This is a genomic window from Roseofilum sp. SBFL, assembly GCF_017746885.1.
In the GTDB taxonomy this organism is placed as follows: domain Bacteria; phylum Cyanobacteriota; class Cyanobacteriia; order Cyanobacteriales; family Desertifilaceae; genus Roseofilum.
The window spans coordinates 109,412-133,829 of the sequence record NZ_JAGHZH010000184.1 but is presented as its reverse complement, the minus strand read 5'-3'; the positions used below and the strand labels follow the sequence as shown (position 1 = coordinate 133,829).

General features: G+C 45.2%; 17 protein-coding genes and 1 pseudogene. 10 read left to right on the top strand and 8 right to left on the bottom strand.

Going from position 1 to position 24,418, the window contains the following annotated elements:
* Positions 1 to 323, bottom strand: a pseudogene (locus J7545_RS20595) (hypothetical protein); the annotation flags it as partial.
* A gap of 460 nt (positions 324 to 783) precedes the next feature.
* On the opposite strand from J7545_RS20595, the gene J7545_RS20590 reads away from it, so the two are divergent.
* Positions 784 to 3,132 (top strand): CHAT domain-containing protein, encoded by a 2,349-nt coding sequence (locus tag J7545_RS20590; protein ID WP_318720076.1) that lies wholly within the window; start codon positions 784 to 786, stop codon positions 3,130 to 3,132.
* Positions 3,133 to 3,345: 213 nt separating this feature from the next.
* On the opposite strand, the gene cobO is transcribed toward J7545_RS20590, so the two are convergent.
* Positions 3,346 to 3,969: a cob(I)yrinic acid a,c-diamide adenosyltransferase gene (cobO, locus tag J7545_RS20585; RefSeq protein ID WP_318701585.1), complete on the bottom strand. Its 624-nt coding sequence runs from the start codon at positions 3,967 to 3,969 to the stop codon at positions 3,346 to 3,348.
* A gap of 259 nt (positions 3,970 to 4,228) precedes the next feature.
* Here cobO and J7545_RS20580 point away from each other — a divergent pair, with 259 nt between their 5' ends.
* Positions 4,229 to 5,956: a diflavin flavoprotein gene (locus J7545_RS20580; RefSeq protein WP_318701584.1), complete on the top strand. Its 1,728-nt coding sequence runs from the start codon at positions 4,229 to 4,231 to the stop codon at positions 5,954 to 5,956.
* Between the two features lie 184 nt (positions 5,957 to 6,140).
* Positions 6,141 to 6,674: an RNA-guided endonuclease TnpB family protein gene (locus J7545_RS20575; protein WP_318701624.1), complete on the top strand. Its 534-nt coding sequence runs from the start codon at positions 6,141 to 6,143 to the stop codon at positions 6,672 to 6,674.
* Between the two features lie 61 nt (positions 6,675 to 6,735).
* Here the strand turns inward: J7545_RS20575 and J7545_RS20570 are convergent, their stop codons facing one another.
* Positions 6,736 to 7,374, bottom strand: a complete 639-nt coding sequence (locus tag J7545_RS20570) for a restriction endonuclease subunit R (RefSeq protein ID WP_318701583.1) — start codon at positions 7,372 to 7,374, stop codon at positions 6,736 to 6,738.
* A gap of 185 nt (positions 7,375 to 7,559) precedes the next feature.
* On the opposite strand from J7545_RS20570, the gene J7545_RS20565 reads away from it, so the two are divergent.
* From J7545_RS20565 to J7545_RS20540, 6 genes are all read left to right on the top strand, one after another.
* The gene (locus J7545_RS20565; protein ID WP_318701582.1) at positions 7,560 to 7,850 is read left to right on the top strand and encodes a PqqD family protein; all 291 of its coding nucleotides are present in this window, start codon (positions 7,560 to 7,562) and stop codon (positions 7,848 to 7,850) included.
* 224 nt (positions 7,851 to 8,074) lie between these two features.
* Positions 8,075 to 9,949: an asparagine synthetase B family protein gene (locus J7545_RS20560; RefSeq protein ID WP_318701580.1), complete on the top strand. Its 1,875-nt coding sequence runs from the start codon at positions 8,075 to 8,077 to the stop codon at positions 9,947 to 9,949.
* Between the two features lie 205 nt (positions 9,950 to 10,154).
* Entirely contained in the window at positions 10,155 to 11,138 is a 984-nt protein-coding gene (locus J7545_RS20555; RefSeq protein ID WP_318701578.1) for a hypothetical protein, read from the top strand.
* Complete coding sequence (locus J7545_RS20550) at positions 11,131 to 12,279, top strand: 50S ribosomal protein L11 methyltransferase (protein WP_318720075.1); 1,149 nt, start codon at positions 11,131 to 11,133, stop codon at positions 12,277 to 12,279. Before J7545_RS20555 ends, J7545_RS20550 begins: the two co-directional genes overlap by 8 nt.
* Positions 12,280 to 12,283: 4 nt before the next feature.
* The gene (locus J7545_RS20545; protein ID WP_318701575.1) at positions 12,284 to 14,098 is read left to right on the top strand and encodes an ABC transporter ATP-binding protein; all 1,815 of its coding nucleotides are present in this window, start codon (positions 12,284 to 12,286) and stop codon (positions 14,096 to 14,098) included.
* 18 nt (positions 14,099 to 14,116) lie between these two features.
* Positions 14,117 to 15,283, top strand: a complete 1,167-nt coding sequence (locus J7545_RS20540) for a nucleotidyltransferase family protein (protein ID WP_318701573.1) — start codon at positions 14,117 to 14,119, stop codon at positions 15,281 to 15,283.
* Here the strand turns inward: J7545_RS20540 and J7545_RS20535 are convergent.
* Positions 15,280 to 18,150, bottom strand: a complete 2,871-nt coding sequence (locus J7545_RS20535; RefSeq protein ID WP_318701572.1) for a GAF domain-containing protein — start codon at positions 18,148 to 18,150, stop codon at positions 15,280 to 15,282. The two genes, J7545_RS20540 and J7545_RS20535, sit on opposite strands and share 4 nt — an antisense overlap.
* A 150-nt stretch (positions 18,151 to 18,300) precedes the next feature.
* Here J7545_RS20535 and J7545_RS20530 point away from each other — a divergent pair, with 150 nt between their 5' ends.
* Positions 18,301 to 19,410: a quinone-dependent dihydroorotate dehydrogenase gene (locus J7545_RS20530; protein WP_318720074.1), complete on the top strand. Its 1,110-nt coding sequence runs from the start codon at positions 18,301 to 18,303 to the stop codon at positions 19,408 to 19,410.
* 134 nt (positions 19,411 to 19,544) lie between these two features.
* Here the strand turns inward: J7545_RS20530 and J7545_RS20525 are convergent, their stop codons facing one another.
* From J7545_RS20525 to J7545_RS20510, 4 genes are all read right to left on the bottom strand, one after another.
* Entirely contained in the window at positions 19,545 to 20,114 is a 570-nt protein-coding gene (locus tag J7545_RS20525) for an REP-associated tyrosine transposase (protein WP_318701569.1), read from the bottom strand.
* A 125-nt stretch (positions 20,115 to 20,239) separates the two neighbouring features.
* Complete coding sequence (locus J7545_RS20520) at positions 20,240 to 21,883, bottom strand: glycoside hydrolase family 10 protein (protein WP_318720073.1); 1,644 nt, start codon at positions 21,881 to 21,883, stop codon at positions 20,240 to 20,242.
* Positions 21,884 to 22,683: 800 nt separating this feature from the next.
* A complete protein-coding gene (locus tag J7545_RS20515) occupies positions 22,684 to 23,391 on the bottom strand; it encodes a hypothetical protein (protein ID WP_318720072.1) in 708 nt (235 codons plus the stop codon).
* A gap of 26 nt (positions 23,392 to 23,417) precedes the next feature.
* The gene (locus tag J7545_RS20510; RefSeq protein ID WP_318701564.1) at positions 23,418 to 24,236 is read right to left on the bottom strand and encodes a TlyA family RNA methyltransferase; all 819 of its coding nucleotides are present in this window, start codon (positions 24,234 to 24,236) and stop codon (positions 23,418 to 23,420) included.
* Positions 24,237 to 24,418 lie beyond the last annotated feature (182 nt).

The following is a 24,418-nucleotide window of genomic DNA, read 5'->3' as shown; positions in this document are numbered from 1 at the left end:
GATTGACTGGGTGCGCTATTGTCTGAAGGAGGTAAGAAACTACTCCTTGATGCTCCTCCCGTGGATTGACTGGGTGCGCTATTGTCTGAAGGAGGTAAGAAACGACTCCTCGATGCTCCTCCCGTGGATTGACTGGGTGCGCTATTGTCTGAAGGAGGTAGAAAACTGCTCCTCGATGCTCCTCCCGTGGATTGACTGGGTGCGCTATTGTCTGAAGGAGGAGTAAACATAGCAGCTTGAACCGTTTCTTCTGCTATCGAGAGCGCCATGATCGTCACTAGAGACAAGCTTGCTGCTTGTATAGCGTGTTTCTTAAGTTTCATAGGTTTGGTCTCACGGATTTGGGATGATAGGGATAAATTAAGTTGAGCAGGCTTGAGAATAAGAAATAAATTTTGATCGGAGATAGTTATAATCTAACGTTAACTTAAAGTTCCGTGGTGCTTCAACTTAGAGTGCCTTTACCATTGCTTGAGGTTTCATTGTTGCGATGCTGCGATCGAGATCTTGGATTGAGCCTCTTTGTACCCAAGCAGATCGTTTTAGCTACTTTATGTAGAAGTATTGTAGTATACAAAGTCTACCTTCAGCAACCTCATTCTAAAACAATTGCAGAGAGGATACAAGGCGATCGCCAATTATTTCTGACTGCTTTGATTCTCTTTCAACTTCCCACTCCCGACTTCCCCGATCTAGAAACTTCCCTGACTTGAGGCTCTAACTCCTGTAAAGAAAGTCAGAGCCAAGTGTTTATCCGAATCGGGAAAAGGTGCAGGTGAAGCAGTGACTCAAGAATTTCATTTGTCCGTCACGCCAGTCGGTTATGTCAGGGAAAGCGCCAGTGAGAATCTTCCCTTGCGTAAAACTTACTTAGTGCGAACCGAATTAGTTGCTCCTGGAGTTCCTCTAGCGGAAGAACAGGTGGAATGGCCGATCGCCGATTGGCTAGAATTAACAGAATATCTGATCGGCGATCCTCTATTTCCGACTCCCCTTTCCTCCGAGTCTGTAGATTTAGTCAGTTTTGGCAAAAGCTTGTATAGCTCCCTCTTTCAAGGAACAATCGCCCAAAGTTGGCATACTGCCCAAGGAATTGCCCATAACCGCACCGAACCCCTACGGTTGCGCTTACACTTGAAAGATCCCCTAGTCGCCCAACTTCCTTGGGAAATTCTTCATGCTGGAGATCGCCCTCTCACCACCAATACAGAAATTCTCTTTTCTCGCTACCATCTCAATCCCAGAATCCGACCTTTAAACTCCGATCCAATTGTAGAACCATTAAACATCTTGATGGTGCTTTCAGCGCCAAGCGATCAACAAGGGTTAGCTCTCGATCAAGAAATGTATCGCTTACAAGGGGAACTGCAAAATCACAAAGGTACAGGTTTGGATATCCATTTGGACATTCTCACCTTTCCCGATCGCGAACAATTAACCCGAACCCTAGAACAAGGACAATATCACATTTTTCATTATTCCGGTCATAGTCAAGCCAATGCCTTAGGAGGCGAAATCTATCTCAAAAATCGACATACGGGCTTAACTGAACAACTCCATGGAGAAGATTTAGCCGGTTTATTAGTCAATAATGGCATTTTAATGGCCCTGTTTAATTCCTGTTCCAGTGCGGGAAGCGGAGATACCAGTTTAGCGGAAAGTTTGCTCAAACGAGGGATTCCCAGTGTCTTGGCAATGGGCGATCTCATCCCCGATCAAGTCGCCATCACATTTAGTCAATTATTCTATCGCAACCTGAAGCGAGAATATGCCATTGATTTAAGCTTAAATCGGACTCGTCAGGGTCTGATTGCTGCCTATGGTTCCGATGCTCTCTATTTTGCCTTGCCCATTCTCTATTTACAACCCGGATTTGAGCAATTTTTTCCTCCAGAGAAGCGTCCCCATTCTGTCTCTCGTCCTGTCCCGGCTGTTGCGTCTCCACAAGTTCCTGAGCTTTCCATCAAGAAGGATAAAGCCTACTATCAGCAACGAATTCAAGAAAATACCCAGGATGTAGAAGCCTACGATCGCTTAGGAGTCATTTTTTATCAAGAAGGTCAAATTGAAGATGCTATTTCTGCCCATCAGATGGCTTTATTAACTGATGCCCATTATACTGATGCTTATTACCATTTAGGCTGTATTTTACATGAACAAGGCCGAGTCCAAGAAGCGATTGAACTCTATCGTCAATTGCTCGATCTCGATCCAGAACATCCCCAAGGGAATATCGCCTTGAATCAAGCTTTGGCACACACTCAAGCGGTTTCCTCTTTACCTGTAGAGAGACCTGAAAAAAAGGCATTACCGGACAAGAGGCGATCGTCTAAGCGATGGGTGAGACTCTCATCTTTTCCCTTAGATCTTGGGCGCTTTGGGATTATAGGGACAAGCCTTTTGGGAGGAGTTGCTCTATTGATATTTAGTATTTCCCAGGAATATATTACTTTTGTCAATCCTTGGGAAGATCCTGTTGTCGTGAGTCCTTCTCCTCTGCCTACGGATCAGCCCAATACAGAAAATGCCAACCAGAATCTGGTCATTCAGGCGATCGCTGAGTTTAATCAAAGTAATGTGGAGCAAGGAATTATCCATGTAGAAGACTTGCTTGACAGTGGAGTTATTTCCTATGCAAAGCAAGCCTTAGAAACGGCTCCCCGTGAGTTGAACAATGAACCAGAGTTAAGTTATATTTGGGGGCGCTTAGTTTGGCAAGCCTTACAACAGGGAAACCGCAATTACAGTGTGGATGATGCCATCCGATATTGGGGCATTCCGATAAAAGAAGGGTTTCAACAGGCAAAATATTACAATGCTTTAGGATTTGCTTATTATGCCTACAATGATTTAGGTAAAGCCAAGAAGAATTTTGAGCTGGCAACTCAGCATACTGAGAGTGAGGCTTCCCCAGAATTATTAACGGCTTATGCTGGATTAGCCTTAGTTTTTGCCCAGGAAAATCAAGAGCAAAAAGCATTTGAATTTTATGAGGCTGTAATGGATCGCGCTCCATTGGCGTTTCAACCTCTATCTCTAGGAAAAGACGATTGGTTATGGACTAATGAGGCGATCGCTCAATGGAGTTTTTTAGGCGATCGTTTACCTCAAGTCGCTGAGAAAAATGATTAGGGGATGGGGAATGGGGAATGGGAAAACAGGGTTTTACTGACTGTCCACTCCCTCTGTTTTGGAAAGTGACAGAAGAAGTCTAATTATTAGATCTCTTGCATACAGTACTTTGTGCTGTCATGGAGTACACCGTTGAATCCCCAAAGCCATGTACCACAATCCTATTCCCTATTCCCTATTCCCTAACTGCTACCAGAAGTCTATTAATGAATACTAATACTCAATTCCGGGTTGTGCTTTGACTCCTTGCTCGCGGAAAGGATGTTTAAGTAACTTCATTTCAGTAACCAAATCTGCGGCTTCAATTAAGGCTTCTGGCGCACCTCTACCCGTGAGAATGACGTGAGAATCTTGGGGTTTTGTGCTTAAACCGGCAATAATGTCTTCAACCTGCAAATATCCCAATTTAAGTGCCACATTAATTTCATCGAGTAATACGAGGCGAAATTCAGGGTTGTGCAAATAGGCTAATCCCTGTTGCCAAGCTTCTGTGGCTTTAGCGATGTCACGATCGCGATCTTGAGTATCCCAAGTAAAGCCTTCTCCCATAGCCTTAAATTCCAGTTGTTGGGGAACCCAGGGTTGTAAAACCGCTTTCTCTGCCGGTTCCCATGCGCCTTTGATAAATTGCACGATCGCCACTTTATAGCCCTGACCGAGCGATCGCAACACCATTCCTAACGCGGCTGTAGTTTTGCCTTTCCCATTTCCTGTATGGACAATAATCAAACCCTTTTCCTTATCGGCTTTGCTAACGCGCTCTTTTTGCACCTCTTGGCGACGTTTCATTTTTTTCTGGTGTTGCTCGGCGCTCAAAGACGAAGATTGGGTATGCATAGCAGAAACACGGTTAACATTCTGTCTACAGTTTATCAGGGAGTGGGGAGTGGGGAGTCGGCAGATATGATAAAAACCCCCTATCTCCCTATCTCCTCATCCCCCTGCTCTCCATGGGGTATATCCGTAATTAACTCGTTTGATTAATTCTTCTGACTGGACTGACCTTTCCGAAATCCCAGGATTTTGTAACAATAAAGAGAGATATAGATAACGACGATCGCCGTCGTCCCTCACCTCCCATACAGGACAGAAAACTATGGTAGCACTGACCGATCGCCCTCAAAAAAGACTAACAATAGAAACCGCTTCGATCGCCGAAAATACGACAACGATCCGCTCCCTCGACTGGGATCGCGATCGCTTTGACATCGAGTTCGGACTGCAAAATGGCACCACCTACAACTCCTTCATTATCCAAGGTGAAAAAACCGCTCTGGTGGATACGTCCCATCGTAAATTTGAGCAACTCTATCTTGACACCCTCAAAGGACAAATCGATCCCGCCACCATTGACTACATTGTGATTAGTCATACGGAACCCGATCATAGTGCTTTGGTCAAAGATGTCCTCGAACTTGCTCCTCATGCAGTCGTAGTTGGGGCTAAAATTGCCGTTCAATTTCTCCAAAATCTAATTCATAAACCCTTTGAAAGCCAATTGGTGAAAAATGGCGATACCCTAGATTTGGGTCAAGGCCATATTTTAGAATTCGTTAGCGCTCCGAATCTCCATTGGCCCGATACTATCTTTACCTACGACCATAAAACGTCTGTTCTTTATACCTGCGATGCCTTCGGAATGCACTATTGCTCCGATCGCACCTATGATGAAAACTTAAGCGACATTGAAGCAGACTTTCGCTTCTACTATGAATGCTTAATGGCTCCCAATGCCCGTTCTGTTGTCAACGCCATGAAACGGATGGCCAAACTCCCAGAGATTAACCTGATTGCCACCGGCCATGGGCCTCTATTGTGGCATAACTTAGAGGAACTCACCGGCCGTTACGATCGCTGGAGTAAGGAGAAAACCAAAGCCGAAAAAACCGTTGCCGTCTTCTATACTTCCGATTATGGCTATAGCGATCGCCTCTCGCAAGCAATTTCCCACGGAATTACCAAAACCGGGATCGCTGTAGAAATGATGGACTTGCGATCGTCCGATCCCCAGGAAGTCCGGGAACTGGTAGAAATGGCATCAGCCCTCATCATTGGAGCGACTCCCCAGTCCGGAGATGTTGGCAAAGAAGCAGAAGTAGCCCTGAGTACCATTTTAGTCGCTGCCAACGATAAACAGGCGATCGGTCTTTTTGAGTCCGGTGGAGGCGACGATCTCTCCATATATCCCCTGCGGAACCAATTCCAAGAACTGGGACTTAAAGAAGCCTTTCCCGCTATTTTGATCAAAGAAGTTCCCACAGAAGCCACCTATCAAGTCTGTGAAGAAGCGGGAACGGATATGGGGCAACTTTTGGGACTCAAAGATGCCATTAAACAGATGAAGTCCCTGGATAATGACCTAGACCGGGCCTTGGGTCGTTTAAGTGGCGGACTTTATATCATTACCGCCCAAAAAGGCTCCCTCAAAAGCGCTATGCTCGCGTCTTGGGTCACTCAAGCGAGCTTTAAGCCCCTAGGGATTACCATTGCTGTAGCCAAGGATCGGGCGATCGAATCCCTGATGCATGTAGGCGATACTTTTGTTCTCAATATCCTCAGCGAAGATAACTATCAAGGCTTAATGCGCCATTTCCTCAAGCGCTTTGGCCCTGGTGCCGACCGCTTTGAAGGGGTAAAAACCCAAACAGCCGCCAATGGCAGCCCCATTTTGACGGATGCTCTTGCTTATCTAGAATGTGAAGTGGCTAGTCGGATGGAGCTTTCCGATCATTGGTTAGTCTATTCCACCATTGATACTGGACGAGTCAGTAATGTAGATGCTCTAACTGCCGTTCACCATCGAAAGGTGGGCAACCATTATTAGGCAGGGAGACAATGGATAACAGGCAATAGGGAAAACCAGGTTTTCCCTTTGTCCTTCCTGTAAGGGTTTTTTCAGCGAGGCTTTATGGGTCAAGAAGCCATAAGAATAAACAGATAGTCCAACAATTAAAGGCAGTAGCCAAGGATTTTTGTTGTGAAATCGTTCAAAACCTCACTCAACCTCAATAAAAGGTTCCAACAACCACAAAAAAGCAATCAAGCGTTTAGCCAAAGCACATTATAGAGTTGCCTGTATTCGTAAAGAGGCCACCCATAAGTTAACGTCCTACTTAGCGAAAAACCACAGCGAGGTAGTTATAGAAGACTTAAATGTGAGCGGAATGCTCAAAAACCATCGGTTAGCTCAAGCGATAGCCGATGGTGGGTTTTATGAGTTTAGGCGGCAACTGGAGTACAAGTGCCAGTGGTACGGCAGTCAGTTAACAGTCGTAGATAGATTTTTCCCTTCTTCTAAAACTTGTTCAGATTGTGGAGAAATCAAGAAAGACTTAAAACTCAAAGATAGGATGTTTATCTGTCCATCTTGTGGCTTCTTTTTAGACCGTGACTTAAATGCTGCCATAAACTTGTCGAAGGCGGGAAGTTCTCCCGTGTCAGCCTGTGGAGTGTCAAACCAACGTAATGCTTCGGCAAAGCGGGCACAGCGAAGCAGGAAGGAAACATCAGACTATGTACAACTTAGTTTAGGTTTGTCGTAGTTTCTCTAAGTTTTTCAGAACGGTTGAGTGCTGTTAACCCCCACAGAACCTCCCAGCAATTTTAGACTCTTTGGGTGAATACACTAGCCAGACGCTTGAGAATTTGCAGAACGGGATATAAACCATTCTGGCGGTTACGAAGGTTGAACTCATCTGAGAGATCATAAATAAACCCGTTCACATCAGGTATAAGTTTCACAAAGGTAAAATTAGCTCCATTGGTGAGGAGTCCATAGGTGGCAGATGTGGCTGCATGAGGACTAGCAAGGAGATAAGAAAGTAGTTGAGATCTGCCTACTTCTAGGGAAAAAGCCGCTTGCTTAGACTCGATCGCCAATACCCAAAACTTCTCACTCAACACCAATACATCTAAGTTGCCCGTAACTTTCAATTCTCCATCTTGGTCAGTGATTTCTGTAGAGACTTCCGAGCGAATGCGGAAGGGAGGTAAAAAGAAACCTGCCATATCTAACAGAGGAGAAAGAACGACCATTTTCACTGTGTTTTCCAGCAGTGGAGGATAGCGCAGGAGATAGGTATAGCTGGTTTTAATGCGATCGCAGCGATCTTGCTCTGTATTGGTCAATTCTGGTAGCGCTGTGTGCCATTCTGAGAAAGCATCAGGGTCATTTGTCAAGTGCAGTTGAAAACGATCTTCGAGTTCACTTAGGGAAACGGTTCTAGCAGTCAGCGTTTGCATGGAGGGTAAGTGTGGAGATCGGATTAATTTGAGTGTATGCTTTCAGTGTAACCCTTAAAGGCAAGATGCATAAGCTGGGATAAACGGGCCTTGCTAAGTTTTACGGAATCGCTATACTATGAGCTGAATCCAGTTCGCACGATGGCTCAATTGACCCATAGCTAATTAATTAACCCAAAACTAAGGTGGAAATCTCTATTTCTAATCAACAAAATATTACTCTAGCTCCAGAGGTTCTAGTTCAGGAACTCTCTGGAGAATCAGTATTACTCAACTTAAACAGTGAGGAATACTTCGGCTTGGATGAGGTGGGTTCACGGATGTTATCCCTGTTGACAGGTTCTGCTTCGATTCAAGAAGCGAGCGATCGCCTATTGGAAGAGTATGAGGTAGAGCCGGAAAAACTGCACCAAGATTTAATCGAACTGATTGAAAATATGGTCGATCATGACCTGGTTACTGTGAGTCCAGTGTAAAAGTGGCTTTAAGGATCGGGAGCGATCGCCCATTGCTTTTCAATATTGCATAAGAATGATTCGGGGAAATCCTTCAGTTGTGCTATCGTATACTCTGGAAAAATCAAGGTAGATCGGTTTACAGTTAAGGCATAGGTAGAGTATAATCAGCTCGTTTTAAGCGGCCAGGCTGATTTAAAAATCAGCTAATTACTCCATCTAAACACCATATAGAGGTGAAGAGAGTGAGCGGAATCGTAGGAATCGTCAATGCCGATAATGCCCCGGTTGACCGGGAACTATTGGCACGGATGACAGGATATATGACCTTCCGAGGACCGGATGTCCAGAGAATCTGGGCAGAGGGTTCTGTTGGTTTTGGGCATACCCTGTTAAGGACAACTGACGAATCTGCGAATGAAACCCAACCTCTAACGGTAGATCGGCGGGTATGGATTGTAGCAGATGCACGGGTAGATGGTCGCAGAGAGTTGATCCGTAGTCTTCAAGACCGAGGAAAACCGGTTGACTTAGATACTCCCGATCCCAATCTAATCCTCGATGCCTATCAGGTTTGGGGTATAGATTGTTTGGATTACCTGATTGGGGATTTTGCCTTCGCCATCTGGGATGGCAGAGAACAGCGTTTGTTTTGCGCCAGAGATCGGTTTGGAGTAAAACCGTTTTTCTACGCTCATTTGGGCAAAGAATTTGTGTTTAGCAATACGCTCAATTGTGTGAGACTGCATCCGTCTGTATCGGAGAAGCTTAATGATTTAGCGATCGCCGATTTTCTCCTATTCGGCTACAACCAAGAAATCGATACGAGCGCCTTTGCCGATATTCAACGCTTGCCTGCGGCACATCGGTTAATCTGGACTCCAGAGAGCTTTAAGGTGGAGAGATACTGGACATTGCCCACGGATGGCTATATCCGGTATAAACGGGATGAAGAGTATGTAGAGCAGTTTTTGGAGTTAATGCGGTTAGCAGTCGGCGATCGGCTGAGAACGAATAAAGTTGCAGTTTACATGAGTGGAGGATTAGATTCGACCAGTGTAACGGCGATCGCCAAAGAACTCCTCACAAAAACTTACCCCTCCCACGATCTCAGAGCATACACCACCGTCTTCGATCGTCTCCTCCCCGATGAAGAGCGCTACTACTCCGGTTTAGTTGCTCAACATCTCGACATTCCCATCCACTACCGAATTGCTGATGACTTTGAGGTCTATAAAGGACTCGAAGAAATTAAATCATGTACCCCAGAACCTACTCTGATTTCTCTAACCCGAAAAAATCAAGAATACGAACAACAAATTACAGATCAAAGCCGAATTGGATTAAGTGGTGAAGGTGGAGATGGGGTGTTTGGTAATGAAGGTGCATATTATTATTCACTCTATTTAATTAAAAAGAGGAAAATAGGAACCCTTTTAAGAGAATGGTTGTCCTACTGGCGCTCCCATGGACGGTTTCCTCAACCAGGAATACGCGCTCGGATCAAAGAAAAGTTACGAATATCTTCTTGGCAACTCCCTTATCCTGTATGGCTCAATCCTCAATGGTCAAATAAATTAAACTTAACCCTAAGATGGAGAAATGCTCTTATTAGACCCAAACCCATACATCCTGTACGTCCGGAAGCGTATTTCAGTCTGACTTCGAGATTTTGGCCCTATCTATTTGAAAACTATGACCCAGGAATAACCCATTCTCCTCTTGAAGTCCGATATCCTTATTTTGATTTACGCGTAATCAAATTTCTATTGTCAATTCCAGTTATTCCTTGGATGATGTTCAAAGAACTCCTGCGGGTAAGTATGAAGAATAAGTTGCCAGAATCAGTTCGTACCAGACCGAAAACTCCAGCGATGGGTAACTCCACTAACTTAGTATTACAGCAATCAAGGATGAAATGGGTGGATGAGTTTGATCCAATTTCTGAGTTATCGCTGTATATTAATCATGGAGTGATTCCTAACCTTTGCGGAAAGGAAGCTCAAACCAGTGAAGCTTGGATCAATCTTCGTCCCATTAGTCTTAACTATTGGTTGGAGCAGTTAGCATTAGTTCACTCACAATCCCAATCGGAGGTCTACTATGTACTTACAGTCTAAACAAACATCCAAAAAAACTTATAACTGTCCCACTTTGAAAGTCTATGGTGACATTAGCAAGTTAACACAGAATAACAATATGCCCCAGCAAAATAGTGATAATCATTCAGGACCCCCCAGCGTAACTAATAAGACGGGTTATAATATGTAACCTTTAGACTTCAATTTAACAGACTCCTCTCCCTTATAAAGATCTCATTTTGTCTTGGCACGACTTTATTTAGCGTTTGGCTTATACATCAAATCTGAGATTCTGATCCCAGGTTTAGTAGCTTTGTCTAGAGCGCAAAAGGGAGACTTAGTAGTTTACCTTAATGCTCAACCTCCTTGGCTACAGAACCTAGATCAGCATCATTTTCCCGTTTGGTCTACAAGTTCTTCCATAACAGAAATGGGTAATCCCGTGTGGATAGTAGAGGAACTTCTGGGAGGTTCTCATCTGCGGTTGACCTATGATGATGGCACTCAGTTTGTCTTTGACCGTAAAGGTACGGAAATCTGGGGGACTTGGCCGAAAAACCTCACCTTAGAGGATACAGCGACCTATTTGCTTGGCCCGGTTATGGGTCTAGTTTTGCGTCTGCGGGGAGTAACCTGTCTTCATGCGAGTGCGATCGCCGTCGGCGATCGCGCCATAGCCATCGTCGGTCGTTCTGGTGCAGGAAAATCCACCACCGCAGCAGCATTTGCCGAACTTGGATATCCTATCCTTTCTGACGATATCGTAGCTTTACTAGACCAAGACCATCAGATTCTAGTTCAGCCCGCCTATCCCCGACTCAGACTTTGGCCTTCTTCTGTAGAAATTCTCTATAACAACCCTGATGCACTTCCTCGCCTTGTTCCCACTAACCCCAGTTGGGATAAAACCTATTTAGACCTCAATCAAGACCAGTACAAGTTCCAAGATACTCCTCTACCTCTCGTTGGTATTTATATATTAGGCGATCGCACCAGTTCTTCTCCCATTCCAGCGCTCACACAACTGCCAAAACGTAAAGCTTTAATGGATTTGATTGCCAATACTTATGCCAACTTGCTCCTCGATAAAACCATGCGGGAACAGGAGTTTGGTTTTCTCAGCGACACCGTTAATCAAGTTCCGGTTTATCAACTGAATGCTCACCCTGACTCTGAGCATTTATTCAACATTCCAACTGTGATTTTAGAGAATTTAGACCATGTATAGTGTCTCGGGTTACGGCTCCATGATCGGCGATCGCGGCCGCATGGAAGCCTATACGCAAGCTTTGAAACAATCAGTTACTCCAGATTCAGTAGTTCTCGATATAGGAACGGGAACCGGAATCTTTGCCCTCCTTGCTTGTCAGTTAGGTGCAAAAAAAGTTTACGCCATTGAAACCAATCCAGCGATTGAAATCGGCAAACAGGCCGCAGTTGCTAATGGCTATAGGGATAAAATTGAATTTATCCAAGACCTATCGACTAACGTTAAATTACCCGAATTAGCTGATGTCATCATCTCTGACTTGCGGGGAGTTTTACCTTTATTTCAGCAACATATTGGCTCATTAGCTGATGCGAGAACCCGGTTATTGCGTCCCGGAGGTGTGTTGATTCCCCAACAGGATAACATTTGGGTGAGTGTGGTAGAAGCACCTAATTTGTGGAACACAATTAACGATCCTTGGGATAAATATTGTTATAGTTTCAACATGGATGCGGCGAAAAAAAACGTCAATAATATTTGGGGGAAAGGCTGGGTAATGCCTTCTCAATTATTGGTACAACCGCAACTTTGGGCAACGTTAGATTATAGAACCATTGAAAATCCTAATGTGGGCAATCAAATGATTTTTGAACCCTCTCGGAGTGGGACAGCCCATGGATTGAGTGTATGGTTTGATGCAACGTTGATTGAGGGCGTTGGGTTTTCCACCGCTCCAGGAATGCCAGAATTGATTTATGGGACAGCGTTTTTCCCGTTTTTAGAGCCGGTTGAAATTCGTTTAGGCGATACAATTTCCGTGAATTCACAAGCTAACTTGGTAAACAATAGCTATATATTCCGTTGGGATACCCAGGTATGGGAACAAGGGAAAGAAAGCCAGTGTAAGGCTCAGTTTAAGCAATCTACATTTTTTGCCCAATCCCTTTCTCCTCAGCAGTTGCGGAAGCAGGCAGGGAATTTTATACCCCAGTTGAATCAAGAGGGTAAGATAGCGCAATTGGTTTTAGAGTCTATGGGGCAAGGAAAATCGGTGAGCGAAATTGCAGGAGTTTTAATGGAGCAGTTTCCAGGAGCATTTTCTACGCCGAAAGAGGCTTTAACGCGGGTAGGACAATTATCAACAGTGTACAGTGAATAGAATAATGGCGATAATCGCTGCGATCGCCTCCCGCTTTCAACGGTTGCTCTATCTCAGAAAAGCGGTGCAGTTGGTTTGGGAGAGTACCCCCAAGCTAACACTGGCAAATATCGTCTTAGTCGGTCTCCAATCCGTTTTACCCCTCGTTTCTCTATACCTCACCAAGCTGATTATCGATCGCATCACCAAAGGCATTTCCACTCCCCAAGCCTCCCTAAAACCGATACTTGTGCTAATTGCTATTGCTGCATTGGTGGCGATTATTGCTGACGGACTGAGATCCTTAGCCGGATGGGTAAGTGAAGCGCAATCTCAAATTGTTACTGACTACGTGCAGAATCTGCTTCATGCCAAGTCCATTGAAGTAGATTTGGAATACTATGAAAATGCCCAATATTATGATGTACTTCATCAGGCACAGACCGAGGCATCTTACCGTCCACCTTTAATTTTAAACCGACTCATCCAATTAGGCAATAGTAGTTTATCTCTGGTAGGCATCGGCATTCTACTATTTTCTTTGGATTGGGCGATCGCCCTTATCCTCGTAATAGCTGCTATCCCTGTTTTTCTAGTTCGGCTAAAATTTTCCCAACAGCTTTATCGCCAATGGCAACAATGGACTCCCCAAGAACGCATGGCGTATTATTATAGTACGCTAATCACCCAAATCGATCATGCCAAAGAACTTCGCTTATTTGACTTAGGGAAACTCTTTCAACGACGTTTTAACACCCTCCGTCAAGGCATTCGTCAACAACGCATCTCCCTATCTGCGCGTCGTTCATTTGCCGAAAGTATCACCCAAAGTAGTGCAACTCTAGCCGTTTTTACCGCCTTTGCTCTGATGGCAGATCGGGCATTAACGGGGGCAATTACCATTGGCTCTTTAGTCATGTACTATCAAGCTTTTCAGCGAGGACAAACCTTACTGAGAGAAAGCTTAAGTTATTTAGCTTCTTTGTATGAGAATAGTCTATTTCTCTCCACGTTTTATCAATTTCTTAACTTGACACCAACTATTAGAGAACCATCTCACCCCGTTCGACTTCCGGCGATGATTGAAGGCAAAATAGAATTTGAGCAGGTCAGTTTTTCCTATCCCCGGAGTCAACGCTCAGTTCTAGAAGATGTTCACTTTACGATTGAACCTGGAGAAACAATCGCTATTGTCGGGGCAAATGGGGCAGGAAAAACCACGCTGATTAAACTGTTGTGCCGCTTATACGATCCGACTGCTGGCACCATTCGCTTAGATGGGGTTGATCTGCGCGATTTATCTCCCACACAGATAAGAGAGCAGATTAGCATTGTCTTTCAAGATTATGCCCATTACCATTTAACGGTACAAGAGAATATTGGTGTTGGAGATATTCAGCACTGGGATAATTTAGCCCTAATTAAGCGAGCGGCTGAATTAGCTAAGATTCAGGATGTTATTGTGCAATTGCCCCAAGGATATGATACGATTTTAGGCAAACAATTGATTAATGGAGAAGAACTGAGTATTGGTGAATGGCAGAAAGTGGCGATCGCGCGGTCTTTCCTGCGTCAAAATCACCCCATTTTAATCTTAGATGAACCCACTAGCGCCTTAGATCCCCAAGCAGAAGCAGAAATCTTAGAACAGTTGAATCAATTAACGCAAAAACGAACGTCTATTATCATTAGTCATCGTCTCTCAACTGTGAAATTTGCTGACCGAATTCTCGTTTTAAAAGAGGGTAGAATTGTGGAGACAGGAAATCACAGGCAATTAATGGAAAAAGCAGGGATTTATGCAACACTGTTTAATACTCAAGCTCACTATTATCGATAACGCTTCTTCTTCCTAAACATGCGTCTTGAACATGAACTCATCTTGAACTGCGCTCGCACGTATCATTCTGGCGAAAATCAAGAGAAAATTCTAGAGCTACTGTCAAGGAATTTAAATTGGGATGATATTCTCAATTCGATTAGCTATCATGGATTAATTCCTCTGTTTTACTGGACGATTAAAGAGTTTAAAGATCGAGTTGATATGGCTTTTTTTGAAGTCATCCATAGCGAGTTTAAGCAAAATGCTTGCCGCAACTTATCCCTCACACAAGAATTGATTAAAATCATTCGACTTTTTGAGAGGCAAAATATCCCACTTTTGGCATTTAAGGGGCCGGTTTTGGCTGAAGTTGCTTATCAAAATTTGGGATTGAGGCAATTTGTTGATTTAGATATTTTAATTTCTCAAGAGGCGGTAGCTCAAGCCTCGAAAACTCTAATCAAACAAGGATATTTACCCCAATTCGAGTTTAAGGGATGGCAAGAACATCAGTATACCCAAATTCGCCCAGAGCATAATTTCTATTCCCCCCAAAAAGAGGTGCATCTGGATTTGCATTGGTCTTTGATTTCTTCGGCGCTCTCGTTTCATGAAAATCCCCAATTGGTTTGGGAAGATGAAAACTATCAAAATCGAGTACAATTGGCGAATCAAACCATTCTTACTCTCTCTCCAGAAGCCTTATTGTTATTTTTATGTGTTCATGGGGCTAAACATGATTGGTCTCATTTGTCTTGGGTTTGCGATATTGCTGAACTCTTAAATCGATATCGGGATTTGGATTGGCAGTGGATCGATCGCCAAGTGGGTCATTTGGGCACTCAAACCATGTTAGAGCTAGGCTTATGGTTAGCCTACCATTATTTAGATGCTCCGATTCCTGAACAGTGGAGGACTAACTTAGCTAATAATCGCAAGATTCAGGACTTAGCCAAATTAGTAGAGGAACAATGGTTTAACCTCACATCTGATACAGATAGTCTCAAGTTAATGGGACAAATTTATGTGCAAACAATGGATTCATGGCGCGATCGCCTGTGGTACTGGTTTGACTATGTAGCAACCCCTACCCCCCTAGAGTGGGAAATACTCCCCTTACCCTCCGGGTTGTTTTTCTTTTATTATCCTTTGCGCCTGCTGCGTTTGTTGTGGAAATACCGGCCCCAGTGGCGAAAGGATTAATCTTGACTCGATTCAACGGGTAACAATAACTGGAACATAATCCGATCATTTTCCAGAGAGTAAGTATTAAAATATCCCCCAACACTTTGAATCAGAGATTGGCAAATGAGCAAATGCAAACCGGGGGGTTGATCCAGCAAAGATGGAGTCAGGAGATCGGGCGATCGCCCTTGCTGGAGTTCAAGGATTAAACTCGGTTCTAATAATGTGGCACAAACAATCGAAACATCAAATAATAAAAGAGGTTCAAGTTGATTCGATTGATTGGGGTTCTGGCGCAAGCGCTGGGCAATTTTCTCCTGAGCAGGGAGGAGTTCCGTTTTCGAGAGACCATTACACCAAATATCCACTTGTGCTTTCGGCTGGCCCATTTTACAGGCAATGCCTAAAATTTCGTGGAAAATCAACTCTAATTTCATCACATCACCCACCAAATTCATCGCTCCCGGTTGTCCTTGGACACGGATAAATTGTTCCCGCTTTTTCACCAATACATCCACCCGTTCGATCGCCCGTTTAATTAAACTGACTAAAGGCAAGTGCATCTGATACCATTGCAATTCCCATTGTTCATCTTTGAGCATTTGCGCCAGATGACCCAATGTAGAATTCATCGATCGCAATCCTTGCTGATAACGGGTAACCGTTAGAGCATCCTTGGGAGTCCCCAAATTACTCAGTTTTTTCAGTTCCATTGTCAGCTTGCGATAGGCCATCTCACTCCGACGTTGCTTATACCAATTCAACTTTTGCGCCCGATCCTGCTGGACTTCAAAGTAACTTTGCAGCGTCGTCATGCGCTCAGACCAAGCCAGTTGTCGAACCATAATTCCTAAAGCCGTAAGGTACGGATCGGCCCATAACCGTCCTGGAGCATCGGCTAAGACAATAATGCCCGTTGCCGTTGCCTGTTCATCCGCCCGAAAGGCGATCGCCACAATTTCCCCAATGCCCGATCCACTCAACCATTGGCGTGTCAGTGGAGAAAGGTGTTCGCTCGAGAGCTGATAAACCCCTGAGCTGGCTAAAACCCCTTCTATCAAGGGATCGTGGGCCAGATCAATCTTTCCTTTCGTCTGTATATTAAACTCAGGGCTAGTGACCTGGGCGTTGGTAATATAACCGACCTCTGGCTTCTCCAAAGACCAACGAATGTTCAACGCTAAAGGAACCTTAAATACCTGGACAATTTGCTTGAGGGTCTCCTCTTCTAGGATATCCGAATTGTCGATCGCCGATTGAATAGCTGTTTGTCCCCATTGAATCAAAGATTGTAGCTTTTCCTGTTGTTGTTGCTGGCTATGCAGTTGCCATTGGTGGAGAATCAACCCTAACTGTTGCGCCACTACCCGTACCAATTCTAATTCCGTACCCTCCCAAGTTCGAGCCACATCATGGGCAACCATCAGCACCCCTTCCATCTCATGGCCGATCGCCGTATTACAGAGTAAAACACTCTTAATTCCCACCTGAGTAAACAGGGAGCGCCAACTGGTTAGTTCCCAATCTTCCTCCCAATTTTCAATCGGGATTGCCGCTCTCGACTGTTCAAGCTGCTGCCATTCTTCATCCGCAGGAACCGGTAGCAGGGAAGGAATAGGACGACGGTTAGCGGGTTGACTTTGACAAACCACCTCAAAATGATTCTTATCGCGATCGTAGAGTAAGACCAAAAACCGCTCTACTCCTAGGCGATCGCACACCAAATGGGCACAATGATCTAAGGTCTGTCGCCAATCATCCTCAGAATAGATCGATCGCACCAAATCAGCCGTCAACGCCTGGTCTTTTTTGGTGCGCTCCACTGCTTCCTCCATCTCCTCTAGGGGAGCCATCATGGCAATTAACTGAGCCACACCCCGCACATATTTGCGTTCTGCATCCTCCCAAATACGCGGTTCATTCCCCTCGATCGCCAAAAAACCCAGCAACTCATTTTGATAGATAATTGGAGCGGCTAACAGGGAACGAGCCTTAATTTGCTGCATGAGGCGACTGGTGGTATCGGCCTTCAGGGAACTCCGTGCTTCCCCCACAGACACCACCTGATCGGCCACCAGGGCCTTATAAAACCCAATCACCTCCTGCACCGTAATGCCAGAGGACGCTTGATTTCCCACCCCTTGAGCGGGGGTTTTCTGAAGATTGGTAGTTCTGCGCCAAAAATAGCGTCTCTCGCGCTCAAACCAATAAATATTCGTCCGATCCGGACCTAAAAACTCATGGGTTTTGGCCACGACTGCATCTAACCGCTGGCGAAAATCGGAGAGCGATCGCAACCGATCCAAAACATCTAATAACGGCTTATCCGGCCGTTTCTCCAAATTCCTGCGCCAATTAGCTTCCATCTCATTTAAACTGGCCGCCAATTCGCCAAAAATCATTGATAGACGAGCCTTTTCATCCGAGCGGGGCGAAATTCCCCACAATTTCGATCCCAAAATCACCACCCCAAAACATAGGGCCCGATAGCGCAGGGGAAACACAATTGTGCCTTGAATATTCAATTTTACCGCTAACTTCCGCCATTCCCCAGCTCGTCGCTCTTCCCGCAAGTCGGGAACCCCTGCCGGTTTTTGCTGAATCACCACTTGCTCGAACAAATCTCCAGGACTCAAGGCAAACGTCTGTTTGAGGATGGAGCGATCGCCTCCCGAGGGGAGAATCCCTCCTTTGCCAAATAAGCGATGTTCTCGCCGGTCATACAAACCGATCCAGATTAAATCATATTCAAATTCCGTTTCAATATATTCAATAGTTGTGTCAACCAACACATCCAGGCTTTCCTCTTCCCGTAAGGTTTGAAGAGTCCGACCCAGGGTAACCAGTTGTTTTTCGCTTTGTTTCGGTATTGACTGCTGAGGCATAGACCGAGGCTTCTAGGGATAGTAAATAAGGGCGAATGACGAATCAATAATAGACAAGCTTAGTGTCGATCGGGAATAATGGGTAACTTGAATCTGGACAAACACCGATTAAATATCCATTATTCACCCGTTCAATTGGAACCGTTCCCCATGCTTGAACAATTTATCTTTGCAGGACTTAAAGTCGATCCAGAAGATCTCCATCACTCGGTTATGGGCGCTTTAAGCTGGTTAAGTCACCAACAGATCGTCAGCTATGCCACCTTTATCGATCGGACGTTAGGGTTAACGGACGATCGCCTCGGGCAAACTCTCTGGGGATTAACCTTCCCCAATCCGGTGGGATTAGCTGCCGGATATGATAAAGATGGCCTGGCGGTGGGCATGTGGGATCGTTTAGGCTTTGGATCGGTGGAACTCGGTACAGTCACCTTCTATCCGCAACCGGGTAATCCCCGTCCCCGTTTGTTTCGCTTAACTCAAGATCGAGCGGTTTTAAACCGTATGGGATTTAATAACGAGGGCGCTGAAGCTATGGCAGAACGGTTGAAAGATGGCCAGCATTGCCCTACCCCCCATCGAATTCCGATTGGAATTAATTTGGGTAAGTCAAAGATAACACCCCTAGAAAATGCGGCGGCCGATTATGGCCAGAGCTTCCGTATACTCAGGGATTGGGGAGATTATTTTGTGGTCAATGTCTCTTCACCCAATACCCCTGGCTTGCGATCGCTCCAAGATGCCAGCCAACTGAGTCTTATTTTAGAGGCTATTCAACAGGAAAACCAAGGGCACAAACCCCTCTTGGTGAAAATTGCTCCGGATCTCGAGGATGGGGCGATCGCTGATGTGGTGAATTTGGCCCAGAGTTACCAGTTATCCGGGATTATTGCCACCAATACCACAATTAACAAACATTCCCTGAAAACCAAACTCAATCCCAAAACTGGCGCTCTGATGGAGGAAGAGCAAGGGGGCATTAGTGGGGTTCCCTTGGGCGATCGATCTACAGAGGTGATCCGCTTGATTTGGCAACAAACCCAAGGGCAATTACCGATTATTGGCGTGGGAGGAATTTTCACCCCAGAGGATGCTTGGCAGAAAATTAACGCCGGCGCGAGTTTAATTCAAGTCTATACAGGTTGGGTTTATCAAGGCCCCTGGATGGTGAAACGGATTTTACAGGGGTTGTTGGACAAATTGGAGGAGGAAGGCTTGGACACCTTGGCGGATGCCGTAGGGAGAGGTAATGAACAATGAACAGAGGTAGAAACCCGGTTTCTTGGCCACCTCCACGGAGACTAGAAGCTGGGTTTTCTTGCACCTCTTGCGTAGACCAGAAACCGGGTTTCTCGAAGAAACCGGGTTTCTTAGACCCCCCGCGAGTTTCTTGGCTACTCATCGAAGAGCAAATTTTGAATCACCTCATCCTGTCCTCCCTCCTCGACAAACTCGCGATAGGCATCTACCGACTCAAACAGCGATGTCACCCTCTCACATTGGGGTAAAGTGCCACCGCGCACTTGCAGATATTCTGGATAACTGGAAAACGGCCAATCTTCAGCCGACTCGACCAAATTCGCCTGCACTGGGTTCAGGTGAATATAGCGGGTTAAATGGGCTAAATATCGATCTCTATCGACCAAAATGGCCTGAAAGCGTCCCTGAAATAATGAACCCACTCGCTCATAACGCCGATTCATAGCTTTCGTATAGGACAGGGTAAACCGTTGCATGTGCTGGGAAAAGTCTGCCTGATTTAAGTAGACTAAAAAATGGTAATGATTGGGCATCAAGCAATAGGCTAAAATGTCGAGGGCTTGGGGTTGAATGAAGTAGTGGCGAAACTGACGTAAAAAGTGGAGATAGTTGTCCGTTTCAAAGAATATTGGCTGTCGATTATTTCCCCGATTATAGATGTGATAATAACATCCTTGCTGAAATTGCACCTGACGATAGGGCATCGCTCTCACCCCAGAAATCGGGTTTTTAACTTTCCTATTTTATCTTAAGTTGTGGGAGAAGACCCCTGCGTAGACCAGAAACCGGGTTTCTTAGACCTCTCATTCGATCGTAACGAGTCATGAAGTTATAACGATGGGGAGGGAATGATTTGCGCTCGTTCGACTAATTCGGGAAAGAGGGCACTAAATTCTTGTTCGGCTTGCTTTTGAGCGAGTAAGGTCATGAGAGTGGTATAGGAAAAGAAACAGATTCCGGCTAAGTTACGATCGCGCACTTCTTGAGCTTCCTGTTTAATTTTCACCAGAGATGTATTCTGAGTTGATAGACCGAGACTGACGGGAATTTTATGTTTCGCTAGGGCGATCGCCGGATGGTCTAAGGAAGGTTTAGAGTCTGAGTAAACAATGAGTTCTTCAATAACCCGATCGGTTGCCCAAAGTTGGGGATCTTGGAGCGTATCGGTACGCTGAAGATCGGCGACAAAGCTGAGAATACAGTAGGGTTTTTGCGCTTTGATGCGGATAGAAATCTGTTTGAGAAAGTCTGTGAGGCGATCGCGTCTCCATTTCACCCAGGCTGGATCTTGGGGGTTAGAAGGGGGCTGTTTTCCGGAATGGTCTTGCTGATAAAGTTGCTTGGTAACCGCATCATAGCCTAATTCAACGGGCGGACAGAAGGAGGAGTCGAGTTGAATGCCTTCAATTTCATACTGACTGACCATTTCTCCCACTAAATTGAGGATAAAGGCTTGTACTTCGGGATGGAAGGGGTTAAGCCAAACATAACTGGATTCTCCTGTGCCAAATTGGACTCCATCTTGACGGGTAGCGATCCAATGGCGACGGTTTTCGAGTAAGGGAGAGTTCGCGGGAAGTTTCAGCCCTCCTTGCCACCAGCTAATGATGCTAATCCGGTTGCGCCCAGAGGCTTTGAGTAATTCTGTTAGGGGATTGTCAGAGGGTTGAGTAACTCCTGTAAGCTGTTGCAGCAGGGGGCTGGGGTAGAGGGTTTGACCCTGATTCCATAGACTGGGATAGAGAGTGTTGAAATTAAATTGGGATAAATAATCGATCGCCGTTTCCGTATTGTTGGGAAAGAAGTGCGAGTGGGGACTCAGTTGGGTTAACCAGAGTCCCCGCAGTTCTCCGGTAAGCTGAACTGGGGGAGCAATGTTGACTTTAGCAATATATTGATCGGGAACTGGAGAGACACTATTACCCGTTTGTAGGGCTTGGGCAATCATAGCGGCAATTTCGGCGCGGGTGGCGATCGCATCGGGACGCAGTTGGTTCGCGTCCGGATAGTTGACGACTAATTCATGTTCCGCAGCGGCGGCGATCGCCAATCTAGCATATTCGGGAATGCGATCGGCATCCTCAAAAGTTTCGTTTAAAGTCATCTCCACCAAGTTTTGCGGTTCATAGTTTAAGCCATTACTTAAAGCCAATAAAGCTTGCAGGCGGGAGAGCCGATCCGTGGGCTGAAAGCGTTGATTGGGAAAACCGCGCAGAAATCCCGATGCATAGGCACGGCGAATCACCCCATACGCCCAATAGGAAGGAGGTACATCCCTGAATTGAACTCCAGTTTGGCCCGTTTTCGGATGATGGGGAAAGGCGCGGGAGAGTACAGCCGCAAATTCTGCCCGGTTCATGGGTGCATCGGGCTTAAATTGACCGTTGAGATAGCCGCTAAAAATCTTTTGATCCGCCAGTTGTTCAATGACCGCTTGAGCCCAATGGTTTGTAATATCAGTGAATTTAGCCATAAACGGTTGCCCTCAGATTGAGGTGGATGTAACAGTAAATCATTATATTTGTAATCAGATACTTTTCCTTGCGTAAAGTTTAGTTGCAATGGCTTGATCTGACCCCAACAAATGTTTATAGTAAAAACATGAAGCAAGTAAAGCTTCGCTGGCAGATTAACAGCCATTTTGTACACAACCCAATTAAAAGTTAAGAGGTAAATCGCTGATTAACTGTTGTCTGTCTCAAGATAGCACAGCAGCACCCCTACTGAAACTTGAAACTTCCTAAACTGAAATAGCAGGGAGAAAAATCAACCAGTGTTCACGCCCATTTTGGTGAAGAGAGTTGAACTCCAGATAGGCTCAAATAATGAAGGGAAGTTAATCAGGAAGTAAGTCATCCGGGTGCTGTTGTCGTTTTAAAGGAAATATTTTGAACAGGAATTTATTGAGTAAAGTTTAGTTACAATCGCTTGATTTGAGTCGAAGAAATGTTTATAGTAAGAACATGAAGCAAGTAAAGCTTCGCTGGCAGATTAACAGCCATTTTGTACACAACCCAATTGAAAGTTAAGAGGTAAATCGCTGATTAACTGTTATCTGTCTCAAGAGAGTACGGCAGCACCCCTACTGAAACTTGAAACTTCCTAAACTGAAGTAGCAGGGAGGAAAATCAACCAGTATTCACGCCCATTTTAGTGAAGAAAGTTGGACTCCAAATAGGCTCAAACAATACTAGGGAAGTCACTCAGGAAGTAAGTCATCTGGGTGCTGTTGTCGTTTTAAATCAATCATTCAGAATAGATAACGTCTGCACCCTACTCCCTACTCCCTTTTTTGGGCTTATTGCGCCTAGAAAACCGCTGTAATTGCTGAGATCCTTCTTGGAAATGGATCAGGGTCGTCACGATCGCGATCGCCCCATAAACCGCGCGCAACAACCATCCTTGAACAGCAAAGACCCAATCGAGCCATTGGGCGCGATCGCCTAGGAAACCAGCTAAAATCGACTTTAAGCGGCTATCCTCGGCTTCTAATTGGTTAAGGCGATCGATTTGGGTGGGTAGAATGGGAAACTTAGCCGTATAGAGATAAAAGCCTAACATCCCCGTTTTTCCAGTTTTCTCTTCCAGAAACCCATCCGTTTTTTGCACAATTTCTCCAGACGACAACTGGGTATTTTCGGCAATATCATTGAGCCAGTTATTATAGCGAACGACTGTGGGAATGCTGAGAATAAAGGGAATGGTGGGAACGAGCAAGACTAGACTCACTTGTTTGCGAATACGAGGGGGCAAAAAAATGGTGGAGAGTCCAAACCCCAAGCCTAAAATGGCAAAGGAAATCAAGTTAGACAGTTCGCTCAAGTCTAACATGCGAAAAATATCGCCAATGATCGGTAGGGAATAGATATGCTGATCGGCCAGAAAAATAAATAGTAATTTACTTAAGACAACTAAACTGATCACTAAAGGAACGATCAGGATATAAAGGACAATTCGGAAAAGAAGTTTTAACCGATCCATGGGAGTGGGGGTAAGGAGTTCAAGATTCAGAAAGCATTTTTTGCTGCTAGGGTGCATTGATCAATAATAGACAAATCTAGGGCCCCACAGCTATCGGGATCTTCTGAAGCCATTTGTAACCAGAGCAGATATTCAATATTTCCCGCTGGCCCGGTAATGGGAGAATGAGTTAAGCCTCGATAGGACCATCCCAGACTACAGGCGCTTTGGTAGACTGTGGCGATCGCCTGACTATGGTCTTTGGGATCGCGGACAACTCCCTTTTTACCGACTCGCGATCGCCCGACTTCAAACTGGGGTTTGACTAACGCGACTAACTCCCTGGGAGGAGCTAACAATGTCCATAAGGCTGGTAACACTTTTGCTAAAGAAATAAACGACACATCAACTACTGATAAGGTTGCGAGGTCTTCCCCACTATATAACTCTTCGGGACTCAAATAGCGTAAATTGGTTCTCTCTTTCAAAATCACCCTCGGATCGGTGCGAATACGCCAATCTACTTGGCCATATCCCACATCAACCCCGTAAACCTGTTTTACGCCATTTTGTAGCAAACAGTCCGTAAAGCCTCCCGTAGAAATTCCGCCATCGAGGGCAATTCGTCCAGCAACATTTAAGTGAAAATAGTGAAGAGCATGGGCTAACTTTTCTCCTCCTCTAGAGACAAAGGGCGATCGCTCCTTAACTGTTATGGTTGCCTCCGTAGAAACCAACGTCCCGGGTTTATCTATCACCACCCGATCCACCATCACTTCACCCGCACGGATCAAGCGTTGGGCGAGTTGTCGAGAGTCACATAGAGACTGTTCTACCAGTAAAATATCCAGTCGTTGTTTAGCCAATTTTATTCAACGCCCAACCTTAAAAATGGGTTTATTTTAACACTAGAAACGCCATTTTCATGCCCTAATTCTCAGTACAGGACAAAAAACTGTAGTGGTTCATAGGGTTTCTGATCCTTTATACAGCGCTTGTCGATGTTATGGAGTACAGTGTTGAATCCTCAAAGCCCTGTACGACAACC